The sequence below is a fragment of the Nostoc sp. JL23 genome, from assembly GCF_017115065.1.
Lineage (GTDB): Bacteria > Cyanobacteriota > Cyanobacteriia > Cyanobacteriales > Nostocaceae > Nostoc > Nostoc punctiforme_A.
This window is the reverse complement of the sequence record NZ_JABXKN010000153.1, coordinates 148,143-165,693: the sequence shown is the minus strand read 5'-3', so window position 1 is coordinate 165,693 and position 17,551 is coordinate 148,143. Positions and strand designations below refer to the sequence as shown.

The window sequence follows — 17,551 nt, the reverse complement described above, 5'->3', positions numbered from 1 at the left end:
TGCAAATACTCCTACCTGCTTCAAATCACTCTTTGCCGCAGATGTCGCCCACCAAAGCCTTGCTTAATCCAATTCAGACATTCATATTCAGATTTGAATAACTTTGGAGCTGCAATATTATTCAATAACTCTGGTGGGTAATGGTCATAAAAATATTTGTCTCCTTCTTGAAAGATGATAATCAAATTGTTTCGATAAACATAGCGAGACTTAAAACTATCCCCCCGATGAACAAACTCGGAATTTTGATCGATATGCTCTTTAGCAATATCAATAATGTTACTAACGTCACTTCCATAGATTTCTGCTGGATTTTCTGCTTTGTGAAATTTGCTTCTGTGCCCAATTTCAGATAGCATTTTATACGAATAAATTTCGTAATTATCCGCCTTGCCAAAAATAAATGGAATGATGAGATATCCTTTATATGAGACTGATTTTTCATAAAGAAGACGACTCATCTCAACCTCCTTTGGTGGAACTACTCTGAAAAATTTTTCTTTAACAGAAAAGTATTACAACACCAATTATCTACTAAATACGATCACCATAAACTGAGTTGATTAGGGGGATGCTCAAGGTTATTCCAAGGTAGGGGTGGAACTGGTGTACCACTCTGTTCCAATAGCTGTTGGAAGTGACGGGCTGTACTGGGCGATCGCGCTTCTATTGGACAATGGACAAAGAAATAAATTCGCACTCCCATCTGTAACCATTGCTGAATCTGCCTCACCCACTCTTCCATAAATGGCTGATTCACTGATAAATTCGGATGAGAAATAAACCGAATCAGAGTAAAAGGTGCTGTCACACTCAATTGCAGCGGCAATTTAGGTTTGCGCCGTTCCGATTGCAACTGGGGGTCATCATCTCCAGTGTAAATGGGACGTGAATCTAACAGTACCCGTCCGACACCTAACTTTTCTAAAAGCGCTGTCAAATTACTAGCATGGGGTTCCTTGAACCAGTCGGGATGCCGAACTTCCACTGCTAGAGATGTTTCTGTATGCGGCCAAGCTTCTAGAAAGTTGGTCAAATCATCAAGTAATGCAGGTGCATAACTAGGTGGTAACTGAGCAAAAATTGGGCCAAGATGCTTACCCAATGGGCGCATCCCCTCCAGAAATTTTAAAGCAGCTGGTATATAAGGTTTTAGCAACCCTTGATGGGTAATATCTCGCGGTAATTTTAGACAGAATTCAAACCCTGCTGGTGTTTCAGCAGCCCAACGGGTTACAGTTTCTTGGTTAGGCACGGCATAAAAGGTAGTGTTACCTTCTACAGTAGTGAAGCGACGACTGTAGAGATGGAGAAAATCAGCAGTGCGAGTACCTTGGGGATAGAGTTCGCCTACCCAACCTTTATATGCCCAAACAGCACAACCGATAAAAAAGTTCACAATGCCTAAAAGCCTTGATGTATCATATTCAATTGTACACGCAGGTTGTAGGGATGGATAAAGCTAGGTCAGATTCCCGACTTGTGAAAAAAAATCACAGATTTTTTATCAAAATGCTTGATTGCTTTCTCATTTCGGTAGATTCAGCAAGCAAAAAGGCATATTGCTTTCTGAAAATGCTTGATTGCTTTCGCATTTCGGTAGATTCAGCAAGCAAAAAGGCATATTGCTTTCTCTTTTCAGTAGATCACGTATTCATTTTAGTGTTTTAGGCAAGCAAACAGGCATATAGCAGTTTTCAATCGCATTGCATAGAAGTCATTTATGCACCAATACGTTTTACTTAAAGGTTATTGGTGTGGATATATTGGTCTTTTAAGACGCGATAAATCGCATCTTTACATGAGGCTTTTGGTGTTATGGCACAACTTAACTTATTGATAAATTGAACCATCAGGCATAATTGCCCCTGCTAAGTTAGTACCAACTAATTTAACCAGAAGCCGCTCACCAGAACGAATCCGCGCTCCCGTCAAGTCGGCTCCTCGCAAGTCGGCACCACTGAGATCCGCTCCAATCAAATTAGCAGCGCGTAAATTCGCCTCTCTAAGATCGGCTAAAAGTAGATTTGCCCGAAATAAATTTGCTTCAGATAAATTTGCACCTCTAAGGTTGACTTTGTGCATAAAGGTATCACTGAGATTAGCGCCGCTCAAATTGGCATAACTTAGATTTCTGCCAGATAAGTCTTTATTGCTCAAATTTGCCCGACTGTAGTCTTTGCCACTCAAGTCTGAGTTTTGCTTTGGTGGACGCTGGGTTGTTTGAGATGGTTTTTCCTGTTGAGGTGGCGGTGAGTTAAATGTGGCTTGAGGTTTGGTTTTTAAAGAGCGCAACTTTTCACGAGCTTCATTTATGGCTTTCAGCTTGTCTTGGGCTTTCTGCTGTAAACGGAGATTGTCTTTGGGAATGCGATCGGGATGCCAAACAAAGACTAAATCTTTGTAAGCCTGGTTCACTTCTTCAAGTGTTGCTCCAGGCTCTAATTCCAAAACTCTATAGTACCGCTCCAGATCGCTCATACGATATTTTGGTGGACAATCAACTTAATTATGAGGATGGAGTGATTTATACGCTGCATCATTTGTTATGGATTATGGGGCTTTGGGAAAGAGGAAGGCAGGGGCAGGGGGCAGGAGGCAGGGAGCAGGGGGCAGGGGGCAGAAGTTTTTTAATTTTTAATTTTTAATTTTTAATTGATTTCTCATCTACCCATCTCTCCATTTCTCCATCGAGCGATCGCTCGAAAATATGCTGCAACTGGAATTTGATAGACTTCAATATAAATCCAAACAATAATTGATAAATGTGATAAGAAGGTTAATATTGTCCAAATATATGGCATCCAGGTAATGGGTTCCTTCAGATTAGCAGGAAAATAGTAAGCTACTATGCCAATTAGAGTAGTGGGAAGAATTATAAAAACTGCTGCTGCTAATCCATAACCCCAACCTAATTCCACACCTTCTAACTGGCCTTCTGTCCAACTAAACCCATTCCAACGCCAAGTTAAAGGTGGTTGCCTAGAAGGCATCTTGATTTGCTGTTGTTCTAAGTTAACTGTAAAAATCTCTTGGCAAAAATCACAAGCCATAGCTTCCATCAATGGCATGTGATAAATCTTACCTATTCGACAGACTGGGCAGGGGTAAGCTCCATAATAGTCGAAAGATTGGGTTAAGATTTTGGAACTGGGCATAATGAGACTGATGATCCTAAAAAATTGATCTGGTCAATGAGGACTTGGGTAATAATGTATGGCGGTTGTCAATTCCCTGCAATAAGCTTTCGTAAGATGAAGTCACGAGAATTATATATTTTAACTTCTCAATCCTGGCTTTTTCTTCTGAGGTTATATAACTATTGTGATGTCTAATGACCAGCCGCTTTTTTCGTCTACGCAAATAAGCAACTAGTACAATCAGAACAGGGCGTGATTTTGAATTGTGCAAAGCGTTATTAGTCTTAATCCCCAGAGTTGTACTGAGTCTATCGCTTTTTTATAGTTTGTGCAGGTATTGACAAAGCATACTCTTGCTGCTAATGTTAATTTACACAGGTATATTTATTAAGCTTTCCAGCAAAAAACCCGCAAATGCTTAACACAAATTCCTACTTTTATTTTTGGTATAGGGTGGTTCACCGGGAGTGAATTAAGTTTCCTAATGGAAACCGCCCGGTGAACCGCAGAAGAAACTCTGCGGTTTTTGTTTTTTTAAGGAGAATTTCATTGTCATGACTTTTTTAATTAGCTGGTTTTATGGCTTTTATTTTTGGCCCAGAATAAATTCCGGGTAAATAGCGTCATGCCAATGAATCAGAACGCGCCCGGAACTTTTAAAGGTTTCGGGCTTTTTTGTTGTTATCGGAGACTGGGGGACTGGAAAACACTCTTATCCTAATACCCAATTCCCAATGCCCAATTCCCAATACTTAATTTTTCAGGAGAATAAAACCATGATTAATGCCAAACTTGCTGCACAAGCCCATCTCAACCACCAGACAATTGTTAAAATCTCGGAAGAAGTCGCTTTCGGTGGTGAAAAACTGGTAATTATCGGCGGACCTTGCACTGTTGAAAGCTTAGAACAAATGGAGATAGTCGCCCAAAAGCTATCTACTGCATCAGTACAGGGGTTGCGTGGCGGTGTCTACAAACCCCGCACATCTCCCTACGCTTTCCAGGGTATGGGAGAGTCAGGATTAGAGATTTTAGCCAGGGTGCGATCGCATTACAATATGCCAGTTGTTACGGAGGTAATGTCAATTTCTCAAATTGAAGTAGTTGCCGCCCACGCTGATATGCTGCAAGTTGGTAGCCGCAATATGCAAAACTTTGACTTGCTCAAAGCTTTAGGACAAGCTGGTAAACCAATACTGCTCAAACGTGGTTTAGCAGCAACTATTGAAGAATTTGTCATGGCTGCTGAATATATCCTTTGCCACGGGAATCCTGATGTGGTGTTATGCGAAAGAGGTATTCGCAGTTTCGATGATTACACTCGTAATGTCCTAGATTTAGGGGCAGTGGCAGCACTCAAGCAAATAACTCACTTGCCTGTAATTGTAGATCCTTCCCATGCTGTCGGGAAACGGGAGTTGGTAGCACCTGTGGCTAGGGCTGCGATCGCTTGCGGTGCAGATGGATTAATTATTGAATGTCACCCAGAACCAGAAAAGTCTGTTTCTGATGCCCGTCAAGCACTTTCTTTAGAAGATATGGTGCATTTAGTTAATAGTTTAAAGCCTGTAGCTACAGCCGTTGGGCGCAGTATATCAGATGTCGGGGCGGGTTTGAAACCTGCCCCGATTTTTTTGGCTGCTTAAATTTCACCAAAGGGCGATCGCTTCAATGTCTCAGCCAAAAGATTTATTTTGGGTTGGCGACAAACAGCGATCGCTTTCGTAAAATAAACTTGTTACTTCAGCTATTCCATTTGCTCTCAAACGTATTTTTGCAACACAATCTTCTATATATAAATTTAATTTATCGTTTTAACAAACAAGACTATTTGATTTTATTCTAAAAGTCGTTTTATCCTGACATTAGTTAGATATTTTAACTTTTACTCTATTGCCTAAAGAAGTTTTAGTAATACTGAACTTTTAACTTTGAGAACCCAAAGAAGGACAATAACTAAATGCTAGAGCAGCAGATTGATTCCCCCATCAGGCCTAAGACAAGTGCGATGATTATGAAACTTTTTCAAATCACTCTAGTGGTCTTAGTACTTTTGATCAACTTAGCAGTTGCTTTCCCCTCTTGGGCAGAAAGTACGCTTGCTTTAACTAGCAATCCTAACAACTTTCAAGTTGGGCAAAAAGTGATTTGGCTTTACAAGCCCCGCGCAGATTCTAGCGATGTCCAAAGAATTCCTGCCGAAATAGTCAAGTTAAGTTCCAAGCAAGTGCAAATCAAGGTGTACAAACATAACAACGAATTTGTCAATCGTTGGGTGAATCCAAACAAGCTTGAGAATTCGACAAAAATTAAATAGTCAGTAGTCATTTGTGATTACAAAGGACAAATGACTACTGACTAATGACAGCCAACAGAAAAATATTTCACAAATGATTTAGGACTGCTATAGTTAAAACTCACTTGTGTGGGTTTCGTTTTCATAATTAGGATCTTCAGTACCAAGCAGTTTGTCCCAGAACGTAAAATACAAACCGTAGTGTACTTTATACTTGCGATGATGTATGGAATGATGCATAGAACCAATAAGCCACCTTCCAATCCAGTAACTTTTAGATGAGGAAGGAAATAGCTCAAATCCGAGATGGGTAAACACTGCCCATACTGTCATAGTTATCAGTGCGGCAACTAAGGTGACGAAATGTAGCGGAACTATGAAGCTTACAACTACAAAGAAAAGTGCTTGTACCATCGCTTCTGGGAAGTCGAAGGCAGAGGAACTCCAGGGCGTTGGTTCACCTGAACGGTGATGTCCATAATGCATCCATCTAAAAATTAGAGGGTGGTGAAATATCCGATGGATAAAATAAAAGTAAGTATCCTGAAGAATTAGCACTGCAATAAAGCTAACTATTAAATACCACAGTCCGTATTTCCAGATGTCAGCGTATAGCAGGGTTGCTCCCAAGTTATACTCTGAGATCATAAACGCTCCAGAAATAGCAAAAACTACTGTGGAGATTACTGATAATTCAATATCCTTTTTAATGGAACAACTCATCAACGGTTTCAAACGCAAACTCTTGTTGGCGAGAGACTTCCCCAGAATTAAATAAAAGAGCAAGTATGCTCCACCAGCAATCAGAAAGTATCGGGCAAGAGTGATAGCGAAGAAGAAAAAGCAATAATACCAAAATGAGTGGTTCGTCAATTAGACCCATCCGTAATATTAATTCGGTGAAATGAAAATGCTGATTATGTCCAATTGTTTTGGTCTTCATTACCAAAAATAACCAAATTACGATTTAATTTGTTAATCGACAAAATCCACTGCTTATTTTACAACATCAAGTAGTTCAGCAAATATATATTAAATTTTATTAATAAAAGTTAGACTAATTCTATTGCATATATAAATATAAATTATTACTATTCATAAAAAAACATTATTGGTAAACTTAAATTGTAGTAAATAGCTAATTTTGCAACTAAGTTAAAATTTATTTAAGTCGTTCGTTTATATTATGTATTTCAACAACAATTGAATTGATTTTAACCCATTGTGTTCTTTAATACTTAAGAGGATGTCTGAAAAGTTTTTTTGTATACATCTAAACCTTGGAGATCCCCCTAAATCCCCCGATAAATTGGGGGACTTTAAGACTCTTGTTCCCCCTTTTTTAAGGCTACGGTGTATACACAAGTCTGAAATAGTTTACTCACCTGGTTTTTATCGTCAGTTTTACCCCACCCTAACCCTCCCCGATGCATTGGGGAGGGAACTAGATTTTCTTGTTTCCCCCCTTTGCAAGGGGGGATTAAGGGGGGTAATTTGACTTGTGTGTACACGGTAGCCTTATAAAGGGGAAGGGACTAGATTTCTTGTTTTCCCCCTTTCCAAGGGGGAAAATATCCGGTTCTCCCCCTTGGAAAGGGGGAGTTAGAGGGGGTGAAAATGACTTGTGTGTACACCGTAGCTTTTTTAAGGAGGTTAGGGGGAATCAAGAAATATTTGATACTTCTCAGACATCCTCTAAAAAAACCTTTAAATCATTTTTCTCTACGTCTACTTTTTATAAATTAATTTGCTATAGATTTTGTTCTACTTTTCTAAACTCCAGCCCAAGGCTACGGCTACTTCAGCAGCTAATTCTAGAGGATTGAATGGTTTAGCGATCGCACTAATCATTCCCATCTGATTATAGCGGCGGCGATCGGAAGCCTGGATTTTAGCAGTTAACAAAATTACTGGAATCGCTTTGGTTAATGGATTGGCTTGTAACTTTTCAAATGTAGTGATGCCATCCATCTCTGGCATCATTACATCTAGTAAAATTGCATCTGGTTGGTAAGTCTCAGCTTTAATTATGCCTTCTTGACCAGAACTCGCAGTCAGTACTTTCCAGCCTGCGACTGTTTCCAAGCAAATCTTGGCAACTTCTTGAATATATTGCTCGTTATCAACCACTAGAATTTGCTTTGTTGTCATCACTGCTATCCTCTTGTTGTTTCAGGGAAATTCCCTGAAGTAACTTCATCAACCGTTGTTCAAATTCCTTGGTAGTCACACGCCCTTTGCTCAACAATTCTGTATCTGGACTTAGTTGGCTATTTGTGGTTGGCTCATAAGTACTATGCATTAAGGAAATGTTGGAAGAGTCTTCTAAATCGGTATTTTGGAAAGCCCTAAATAATGGCAGAGTGACGTAAAAAGTGCTACCTTCACCCAATGCACTTTCAGCCCAGATGCGTCCGCCGTGTTGTTGCATAATACTCTTGCAAATTGCCAAACCTAAACCAGTCCCATCATGGTTGCGTGAATCTGAAGAGTCAACTTGTTGAAAGCGCTCAAAGATACTCTCAAGTTTGTCTGTTGGAATACCGCGTCCGGTATCTTTGACTGTCAACAAAACTTCATTCCCTTGTTGTTGCGCCTCCAACCAAACCGTAGATCCAGGAGAGGAGAATTTAATGGCGTTACTCACTAGATTAGTCAATGTTTGGACAATGCGATCGCAATCTGCCAATACTTGGCCAGATAGAGCAGAAACAGATACTTTCACACCTGCTTTGTCAGCCAGAGGCTGCATGACATTTACTGCTTGAACGATCAAATCAACGATATTGCAGATTTCTGGTTCCATCTTCGTCTTACCCGACTCAATCCGCTCAATGTCTAGGATGTCGTTGATTAAACGTACTAGGCGTTCGCTGCTATCAGTCGCAATTTGCAGTAGGCGTTTTCCCTGCTCTGAGTCTGTTGGTAACAAACCACTGGCTAACATTCCTAGAGAGCCGTGAATCGAAGTTAAAGGTGTGCGGAGTTCATGACTAACAACAGAGACAAATTCATCTTTCATGCGTTCAATTTGTTTCCGTTCTGTGATATCTCGTAAAATCACCGTATAAAATATTTCCTCAGACATCTCTATTTTGGAGATGGAAGCCTCCGCTGGAAATTCAGTACCATCCTTGCGGCGTCCATAGATTTCACGCCGTTCTCCCATCCGACGGGCAACATTGGGAGATTGGCCAAAGTCAACCACATGTTGACGATGCGCTTGAAAAAAGCGCTGCGGTAAGAGTAAATCAAGGCTATGTCCAATCACTTCCTGGGCAGAGTAGCCGAAAATTTTCTCTGCTCCTTGATTAAACAAAGTGATGCTTTGGAACCGGTTAATAGAAATAATTGCATCATCAGCAATATCTAAAATTCGTGCAAATCGGGCTTGAGAAAACCGTAATTCTCCCTGTGTCCGTTGACGTTCATCAAGTTGTGACTGCAATTGTTGATTCACCCGAATTAACTCAGCAGTACGCTCTGCTACTCTCAATTCCAGTTCGTTGATAGCTTGTAAATTGAGAGATAAGGGAGTCAAGGAAGAATTTACTTCCCTATCTCCCCCTGCTCCCCCTGCTTCCCCTGCCCCTCTGCTCCCCTGCGTCACACGCTGCCGCAATTTCATCCGTTCTAAGCGATTGACGATCCGGGTTACTAGTTCTGGCCCAACAATGGGCTTACTTACAAAATCATCAGCACCAACGCTAAAAACTCGATTTACCATTTCGGCATCGCTATGCACAGTGAGAAATAGAATGGGTAACTCACACCAGCGCGAATCGTTGCGTACTAATTGGCAAAGTTCTATACCATTTGTATAAGGTAATTCCACATCCAGAATCAGCATATCTGGCGTAACTACTTCCAAGGTTTCCCAGAACTGACGCGGATCTTCAAGAGCGATCGCTTTTAGTCCCCAAGGACTAAGTAAGGTTTGTAAAAATGCCTGAATTTGCGGATCGTCATCCACAACCAATATTTTAGTTTCTGTATGGAGGTCATTTTGCAGTGGTTGTGTGACTGTTTCTAAAACCTGTGGGGTTGGTGATGAAGATATTCCCACTGCTTCATTTCCGTCAATTTCCCGACGCAATAACTTTACCCAACTTTCGAGGTTGCTAATTTCAGATTGACTCAAGATTTGACCAGAACTCAGTAACAATTCGATGTTGCGTGCCAATTTTGAGCCAACAGGCAAGCCAAAAGTACCTAAATATCCCGCCAAGGTATGCGCCTCTTTGGCTGCAAGCGATCGCAAATCAAGATTTAAACTATTGTGATTTAAAGTTGCGATCGTCTCTTCCAGAAGCCTCACCTGCTCGTCTACTCGCCCTTGAAATCGTTGCCAAATTTCCGCAACTGCGATTAATGTTTGCTGCTGTGATTTAAGATTGGGAACCAAAGATTTTTCAGGCTCTAATTCCCCCCTGCCCCTCTGCTCCTCTGCCCCCCTGGCTTTCTCCTCCTCTGCCAATGGTTTCAGCCGATAGCCAATACCGTAAACTGTTTCAACCAAATCACTAGGCGCTCCTACAGCTTTGAGTTTGTGTCGTAACCCTTTGATATGGGTGCGAACAGCTTCTTCTTGTGGAGTGTCTTCATAACACCAAAGATGTTCTAAAATCATGCCGCAGCTAAACACCCGGCGAATATTTCGCAAGAATAGTTCTAACAGAGCATACTCTTTGGGAGTAAGTGGCAGCAGATTTCCAGCATAGATCGCTTCACAGCTACTAGGGTCTAGCCGCAACTTTCCATACTCCAGCACTGGTTGCGAGCTTACGCCTTTGCGACGCAACAGTGCCCTAACACGAGCAATTAACTCTTCTGCGTTAAAAGGTTTAACTACGTAGTCATCTGCACCTGCATCTAATCCGATCGCTTTCTCATGACTACTATCGCACCCTGTCAATAACAATATTGGCATTTGCAGACCACTAGACCGGATTTGACGACAAAGACTAATGCCATCCAGTTTGGGCAAGACTACATCTAGAAGGATTAAATCATAATCGTAAGTTTGAATAAAATTCCAAGCAGCATCTCCATCAGTGGCAACTTCAACCGCGTAGTTTTGATTAGTTAAAACGGTGGTAAGTGAGTATGCATTTAACTCATCATCTTCGACAACTAAAATTTTCATGTTAAAAGCTTTCCAAGTTAAAATGGATATCACAGATAACAAGCAATCAATTTAAATTATAAAATTGATATAATATCAATTCAATGCTGAGGTTTAAAGCTCCAAAAGGCTTATATTTGCGGTTCATACTCATTAATCAATATCAATATCGATTGATATTAATTGGATTTTTCTAGCTACCTTCTCAGGAGCAAATGCTATAGTGGAAAGAAACATTTTGCAGACGCTAGCTTTATACTACCTTACTTACAAGTTTTTCTAATACAGAGAGGCTCATCTCCCGAACTTTTTCAAGAAGCCGGGGATCTTTTTGTTCGTAACTCCTGTACTAATTGCTATAGTTTAACGCCATAACACGAAATCCCTGATCTTGTAGGGGTGTACAGCTGATTTATGTGTTGTAAAGATTTTTAGAAATGATGCTATGTATGTTGAGGTAGGAGCAGTGTTTTTCTCTTACGTTGCTCGTTCGTGCAACTTCCCATAAAAAAGGACTGATAAAACTCTCAATACGCTACAACAGAAAAAACCTTCTGCTAAATCTGTGAAAAAACGAGTAACACTCACCTTCCCGAAACGCGCCGTGCAAATGCCAGTCACTTACGTACTGGCTAAAGAGTTCAACGTCGCCGCCAATATTATCCGCGCCCAAGTTGCCCCAAATCAAATTGGCAAACTGGTAGTGGAATTATCGGGAGACATCGATCAATTAGATGCGGCGATCGAGTGGATGCGATCGCGTAATGTTAATGTTTCTTCGACATTAGGCGAAATTGCGATCGACGAGGATGTATGTGTACACTGTGGCTTGTGTACTGGGGTTTGTCCTACCGAAGCCCTCACCCTCCAGCCAGAGACGTACAAGTTGACATTCACGCGATCGCGCTGTATCGTCTGTGAACAGTGTATTCCCACCTGTCCCGTACAAGCAATCTCTACTAACATTTAACAATCTAAAATCCAAAATTGAAGTTAACCCAACTTAAACACATCCGCAAGTACACCACCATCACCCACCAGCCTACTTTTTGCTGGAGAGTCATAAACTACCAATAGCGAAGGTATACCAGCTACATCCTGAAACAGCGTCATTCCTTCAGCGTGTTCTTCCCGATTTCCATAAGGAATATCTTGGACAAAATCGGGATTGCTGAAGACGTTTTCTCGCAAATTTACACCATTTACCCAGCGATAAACTTGCACGGGTCCATCTAAATCCATCGTTGGCCCGGCTAAAATCAACAAATCCTTATCATCTACATACAAATCCCGAATTCCCAAACCATTCAACCAGATAAAATGCTTTTTATATAACTCCTGCAATTCTCCAATTTGCTTTAGTTTCATCAGTCCAGGGGTAGAATCTTCTAACTCTATTTCCAGCACCATAGCCCAACCCCGCAATACAGGCCCGCGCAAACCCAAAAAGACACGGTTTTGATAAATGCCTATTCCTTCAATATCAAAGCCATTATCCTTTCCGGGAATTGCTGCTTGAATAAATAAGCCTAAATGGTTGTCATTGGCTAAAGCTGTCATCAGCAAATTCCCCTGATTAGTCACCTCTAATTTAGCGGCATTCAATTGTACATCTGGCTTTTGGGGGTGTGGACAAGATGAGAACAGCTTCCCGTCTATTAGAGGAATCCGTCCTAAGACGTAACGGTTAGGTTCTGATTCAATTTTTCCGAGCCTTTTAAAGTTTTTGGCATCTGTATTTTCAGGTTTAAATTTTTTGCGTTTGTAGCTGTGAGAACCAACAAACCATAAGTAATGTTCACTGTAAGCCAGTCCTTCTATATCGATTTCTTTGTCTTCTGGTGCAGGTAAATCGATAAATTCTGCTACTCTAAATTGTTGATGCTCTGTAAAATTATCAGGATCAACCCAAGAGAGACGCTCAATAGTAGAGGTTTCATCTGACCCTAACCATAAATACTTCTGATGTGTTAGCAGCACTGCTCATAAGTCTTTTCTATGTTCTTTAAAAAAATCTATAAAAGTCAATAAAACTTGATTTAGCAAATGTAAACTTGTCATTTTAAATTATGTTTATATTTATAAAGATATTAGCTATCCTATCATAATATATGATTTTCTTATCGTAAAATCTTCATTTTAAAACTATCTATAGTTCATCTCAACTTGACGGATGAGATACTTATAAACCTTTGACAGATATAGCATATTTATAAAATAGGGTGCAACTATCAATAGTCATAAGCATACCTGACAATCTTGATGGCATAAAAAATATCAAAAGTATATGTAAATTTTTAAATAATATTGTTATTATGCAATAACCTCATGAGGTAATCATTCAGACCCATTATGAAATTAGCTACACAAACTACAGTAAAAACTCTCGGTGACTACGCCTACCAAGCGATTGAAAAACACTTTAAGAAAACCTTGAAGTGGGAAAAATCGGTGAAGAAAGATGAAGATCCAGAAGCGTTGCACCAAATGCGAGTGGGAATGCGCCGCCTACGCACAGCGGTAACTCGGTTTGGGCTAGCGGTGGATGTGCCGAAACCAGTCAGCGATAAAAATATTGGTAAAATAGCCCGTCGTCTTGGTAATCTGCGAGATTTAGACGTACTTAAAGAAAGTTTGGAAAACAATTACAAACCAAACTTACCCCGCAAAGAGCAGGAATCTCTGCAAACAGCTTTTACAGCTTTGGCGAAACAACGTGAAGATGTACAATCAAGTGTACAGAAAACATTAAACGATGAATCTTACAAGTCTTTAAAGGATGCATTAGATAAGTGGTTAGAGAAACCTAGTTATCAACCTTTGGCATCTGTTTCTATTCAGCAAGTGCTACCAGACTTACTTTTACCCGAAGTGAGTAACTTCTTATTGCATCCGGGTTGGCTCATTGGTACTGAGATTGTAGAATCAGAAGTGAAGATCCAGAAAAACTGGAAACCGAAAAAGATCGAAAAACAATTGACAACCGAAGGTGAAAGTCTTCATAGTTTGCGAAAAGAAGCTAAACGTATACGCTACCAGATGGAGTTGTTTACTGAGTTATATGGCGAATCTTACGCAGCTTATATTACAGAAGTGAAAAGTATCCAAGAAATTTTGGGTACGATGCAAGATAGTGCCGTTTTAACTGACTGGCTTGCAGATGTATACAAGTCAGAAATTCAGACAGAGTTGCCCACCTTTGCTAATTTGTTAACTGAAAATCGTTACCAGTCGTGGCAGCAATGGCAACCTTTGCAAGAACGGTATCTGAAAACTGAAATCAGACATAGTTTTCATTTAACAATACTGCACCCGCTTTCAGGAGTAATCAGTTAAAAGTTACTCTTGATTGAGAAAGGATTGGATTAACGAACAGATAAATAAAAAATAAACACTGCTCTGGGGACTTTGTACAATACAGGTCTTTTCGGCGGAACCCAAACCGGAAATTAGTCTAATAGTGCTTTCTAGTATTGCTCCCCGCTCAATTTGTCCGGGGAGCATCTTGGCTGAAAAAGCCCCACGTGCTTATAACCAATCCTGCTCTAACAGAGCCATAAAAAAACTGTAGGCAGATTTCCAGTACTTTATTCATCCTCCACTAAAAGCACTGACTCTGTATCGTATAAATGGAAATTAGCCGATTTTTGGCTCTTTTTGGGAATGTTTTGGTTTGAGGACAATACTAAAGTTGGATGCTGAAATCTCAAAACCCTTGTATTTGAGATTTTGCATTACAAAACTTTATAACGTGGGTATGCGTCAGATTTGCCGCTAGGATACGATTTAGGCAGAGAAATTTATAACCTTTTACCTAGTTATAAAAGTGGCACTTTAATTCGGATCGGTACAGAAGCTACTGTTTTTCTCAGAGGCGTATTGCTAGACGCAAACGGAGAACCTGTTGCATTGCAAGCGGCTGAAGTAAGGTCACTCTCCGATCCAAATTGGCAGCCGGTTACTTTGTTTACTAACAAAGTGGGTAAATTTGCCTTGCAAGGTTTTAAGCCTGGTAAGTACGAACTCCGCCTAAATAGCAATCAACAGAATGTCATCCACTTTGAGGTTCCTCCTAAACAAACTGGAATCTACGATATTGGCCCTCTTAAAATCCCTGTTCCTGTGAAATAGACTGATTTTTGATCATCTAACAAGAGAACATAGGGTATTGAATAAAGACTCTAATTTCATCAAATTTGTTCGCGTGTATTTTACGAGAACAAAAACAGCTAAAATTGATGGCAATGTCTTCGCCAGTTTTACCTCGTTTCCAGCCGGAGGCTGGGAATGCAGATTCGTGCAGGGTTACAATGAAAGAGCATTGTCAGTTCTACCCGGAAACAAGATTTAACAAGATTTTAAAATGATCCAAAGATAAAAAAGACGGGTTGCAGCCCGTCTAAATAGCTTGAAAGTGCAAATACACCTTGTATAGTATTGAAAATAACACGGTTAATTTTCTTAGAGTTGCCAATTTGCCAAGTCAGAAAAAGAACAGTAGGTGTTGGTGTAGCCTCTGCAAGAGTTGCCCGTCGTAGATATCGCACTCCTCACACTCATAAGCAATTTTCAGTTACTTTCTGATCTGAAAACAGTAATAATCGCCCTAACAAGATATTGCTTTGTCTAAATCAGTCATAGTAGAAGTTATAACTAGTGGATATAGAAGCTCCTCTAATGTGTCATCACGACTGGTTTAGTTTGACATGAATTCAATCAGCACCAACAATCAAGGTTTATAAACATCAAATATGAACGTTTTACTTCTATACCCCCGCTTTCCAAAAAGTTTTTGGTCTTTTGAAAAAACACTGGCTTTATTAGACCGTAAAGCAATGCTACCGCCTTTAGGCTTGGTAACTGTAGCAGCGATTTTACCGCAAGAATGGAATTTCAAGCTAGTAGATCGAAATGTTCGCGTCTGTACAGAAGCCGAATGGGCTTGGGCAGATTTGGTTATTATGTCGGCGATGATTGTGCAAAAAGAAGATTTGCTCTCTCAAATAATAGAAGCAAAACGGAGAGGTAAGCGGGTTGCTGTGGGTGGACCTTTCCCGACAGCGCTACCGAATGAAATGACATCTGCTGGAGCAGACTATTTGATATTAGACGAAGGGGAAATTACCCTACCCTTATTTGTAGCAGCGATCGCACGTGGCGATCGCACAGGCATTTTTCGTTCTGGTGGTGAAAAACCAGATGTCACCAACACTCCAACTCCTCGCTTTGACTTGCTAGAGTTTGAAGCTTATGCAGAGATGTCGGTGCAATTTTCCCGTGGATGCCCCTTTCAATGTGAATTTTGCGACATTATTGTGCTATACGGTCGCAAACCCCGCACCAAAAACCCAGAGCAACTTTTAGCAGAACTTGATTATCTCTACAAACTGGGTTGGCGACGCAGTATTTTTATGGTGGATGACAACTTCATCGGCAATAAGCGGAATGTCAAATTATTTCTGAAGTCCCTTCTCCCCTGGATGGTGGAACATAATTATCCCTTTTCCTTTGCCACAGAGGCTTCAGTTGATTTAGCCCAAGATCAAGAACTGATGGATTTGATGGTAGCGTGTAATTTCGGAGCCGTTTTTCTGGGAATTGAAACTCCAGACGAAGAAAGTCTTACTTTCACTCAGAAATACCAGAATACGCGAGACTCACTCAGTGACGCGGTGAATAAAATTACCCGCTCAGGGTTACGAGTCATGGCAGGGTTTATCATTGGGTTTGATGGCGAGAAAGTAGGAGCCGGCGCACGAATTGTCAAGTTTGTCGAGCAAACAGCAATTCCTACAGCCTTATTTAGTATGTTGCAAGCCCTGCCAGATACGGCCCTCTGGCATAGATTAGAAAAGGAAGGACGACTCCGTAATAAATCTGCCAACATCAATCAAACCACGTTGATGAACTTTGTCCCAACTCGACCTTTAGAAGACATCGCTCGTGAATATGTGCAGGCTTTCTGTGATTTGTATGAGCCAGAGCGATTTTTGGAGCGTACATACAAACACTTCCGGCTTTTGGGCGAAGCAACCTACCCGAAAAAGGGTAAAGCTGCCAAGAAACCATTGAACTGGAAAGTACTGCGAGCGTTTCTGATTATTTGCTGGCGGCAGGGTGTACGTCGTCAGACGCGCTGGCAATTCTGGCGCAACTTGTGGAGCATGTATCGGCATAATCCAGGTGGGGTAAGTAGCTATTTAGCTGTTTGTGCCCAAATTGAGCATTTCTTGGAATATCGCCAAATTGTCCGAGATGAAATTGAGGCGCAAGTGGCTGAATTTCTGGCAGCAGAAGCTAGGGTAAAATCGGAAGCACAAGTGATGGAAGTATTAACTCATAGTACTTAGAGCAAGGGTTTAAGACTTCCACTGAATGTCTCTTTCAGCCTTCCCAATCACACGAGGAGATAATCATTAGACATCTCCAGAAATTAAATATGCGTTAACCAGAACCCTTGTAGAGACGTAGCAGTGCTACGTCTCTACATTCTTTTTCGGAGATGTATATTATGTACATCCCAAATCAATACGGTTCAGTTAAGGCTAAAACTCTGTTATCCAAGTCAGTTTTTTAACGAACCGCTAAGGCGCAGAGGATGCAGAGAGAAGAAAGAGAAGGAAAAAATTGCTTAACTGAACTGTATTGCATCCCAAATGCTTTTCGAGAAGATGACATTGAAAAACTTGTTGCCTTCATGCGTGCAAACAGTTTTGCCACATTGGTGTCTATTCTCAATTGCCAGACTAAAAACCCGCAGTTTCTAGCCGTGGGGAGAGGTCAAGCGAACCTAGAGTATTGTCTAATCAGCTTTGGACATCATACATAACTATATACTTCGCAAACCAATAGTTTGCAATACTTAATATTAGTGAAGCTAATAATTAGTTTTTCATGAGATTGTGATTGCCAACACATCTTTTTTTGTAGCGATCGTGTAGGCTCATATCTGCTGGGTAAAATTACTAAATAAATTTATGGTAATTCGAG

Annotated in this window: 12 protein-coding genes and 2 pseudogenes; 6 read left to right on the top strand and 8 right to left on the bottom strand. The window is 40.6% G+C overall.

The genetic code is table 11. The features are described from left to right. Window positions 1-20 precede the first annotated feature (20 nt). From HWQ42_RS33530 to HWQ42_RS33515, 4 genes are all read right to left on the bottom strand, one after another. The gene (locus tag HWQ42_RS33530) at window positions 21-461 is read right to left on the bottom strand and encodes a hypothetical protein (RefSeq protein ID WP_292740407.1); all 441 of its coding nucleotides are present in this window, start codon (window positions 459-461) and stop codon (window positions 21-23) included. 83 nt (window positions 462-544) lie between these two features. After that, window positions 545-1,399: a DUF72 domain-containing protein gene (locus tag HWQ42_RS33525; RefSeq protein ID WP_292819950.1), complete on the bottom strand. Its 855-nt coding sequence runs from the start codon at window positions 1,397-1,399 to the stop codon at window positions 545-547. Between the two features lie 434 nt (window positions 1,400-1,833). Next, window positions 1,834-2,481 (bottom strand): pentapeptide repeat-containing protein, encoded by a 648-nt coding sequence (locus HWQ42_RS33520; RefSeq protein WP_292819947.1) that lies wholly within the window; start codon window positions 2,479-2,481, stop codon window positions 1,834-1,836. Window positions 2,482-2,663: 182 nt separating this feature from the next. Continuing rightward, window positions 2,664-3,158, bottom strand: coding sequence for a hypothetical protein (locus HWQ42_RS33515; RefSeq protein WP_292819943.1), 495 nt, complete (start codon window positions 3,156-3,158; stop codon window positions 2,664-2,666). 758 nt (window positions 3,159-3,916) lie between these two features. On the opposite strand from HWQ42_RS33515, the gene aroF reads away from it, so the two are divergent. Further along, entirely contained in the window at window positions 3,917-4,786 is an 870-nt protein-coding gene (gene aroF / locus HWQ42_RS33510) for a 3-deoxy-7-phosphoheptulonate synthase (protein WP_292740415.1), read from the top strand. A gap of 368 nt (window positions 4,787-5,154) precedes the next feature. After that, window positions 5,155-5,457 carry a hypothetical protein gene (locus HWQ42_RS33505; protein ID WP_292740417.1) on the top strand — a complete coding sequence of 101 codons (303 nt, stop codon included), beginning with the start codon at window positions 5,155-5,157 and terminating at the stop codon, window positions 5,455-5,457. 93 nt (window positions 5,458-5,550) lie between these two features. Here HWQ42_RS33505 and HWQ42_RS33500 read toward each other — a convergent pair whose 3' ends face one another. From HWQ42_RS33500 to HWQ42_RS33490, 3 genes and pseudogenes are all read right to left on the bottom strand, one after another. Further along, a complete protein-coding gene (locus HWQ42_RS33500) occupies window positions 5,551-6,159 on the bottom strand; it encodes a sterol desaturase family protein (RefSeq protein ID WP_367119074.1) in 609 nt (202 codons plus the stop codon). Window positions 6,160-7,200: 1,041 nt separating this feature from the next. Further along, window positions 7,201-7,587 carry a response regulator gene (locus HWQ42_RS33495; protein ID WP_292819937.1) on the bottom strand — a complete coding sequence of 129 codons (387 nt, stop codon included), beginning with the start codon at window positions 7,585-7,587 and terminating at the stop codon, window positions 7,201-7,203. A gap of 193 nt (window positions 7,588-7,780) precedes the next feature. Then, a pseudogene (locus HWQ42_RS33490) lies at window positions 7,781-10,582 on the bottom strand (response regulator); the annotation flags it as partial. Between the two features lie 544 nt (window positions 10,583-11,126). Between HWQ42_RS33490 and HWQ42_RS33485 the strand changes: the two are divergent. Continuing rightward, window positions 11,127-11,531: an NIL domain-containing protein gene (locus HWQ42_RS33485; RefSeq protein ID WP_094347724.1), complete on the top strand. Its 405-nt coding sequence runs from the start codon at window positions 11,127-11,129 to the stop codon at window positions 11,529-11,531. Window positions 11,532-11,554: 23 nt separating this feature from the next. Here the strand turns inward: HWQ42_RS33485 and HWQ42_RS33480 are convergent. After that, window positions 11,555-12,622, bottom strand: a pseudogene (locus tag HWQ42_RS33480) (DUF3616 domain-containing protein). Between the two features lie 291 nt (window positions 12,623-12,913). On the opposite strand from HWQ42_RS33480, the gene HWQ42_RS33475 reads away from it, so the two are divergent. The 3 genes from HWQ42_RS33475 (at window position 12,914) to HWQ42_RS33465 (ending at window position 16,911) form a co-directional block, all read left to right on the top strand. Continuing rightward, a complete protein-coding gene (locus HWQ42_RS33475) occupies window positions 12,914-13,897 on the top strand; it encodes a CHAD domain-containing protein (protein ID WP_292819933.1) in 984 nt (327 codons plus the stop codon). Window positions 13,898-14,329: 432 nt separating this feature from the next. Then, complete coding sequence (locus HWQ42_RS33470; protein ID WP_292819930.1) at window positions 14,330-14,692, top strand: carboxypeptidase-like regulatory domain-containing protein; 363 nt, start codon at window positions 14,330-14,332, stop codon at window positions 14,690-14,692. 620 nt (window positions 14,693-15,312) lie between these two features. Beyond that, complete coding sequence (locus HWQ42_RS33465) at window positions 15,313-16,911, top strand: B12-binding domain-containing radical SAM protein (protein WP_292819927.1); 1,599 nt, start codon at window positions 15,313-15,315, stop codon at window positions 16,909-16,911. Window positions 16,912-17,551 lie beyond the last annotated feature (640 nt).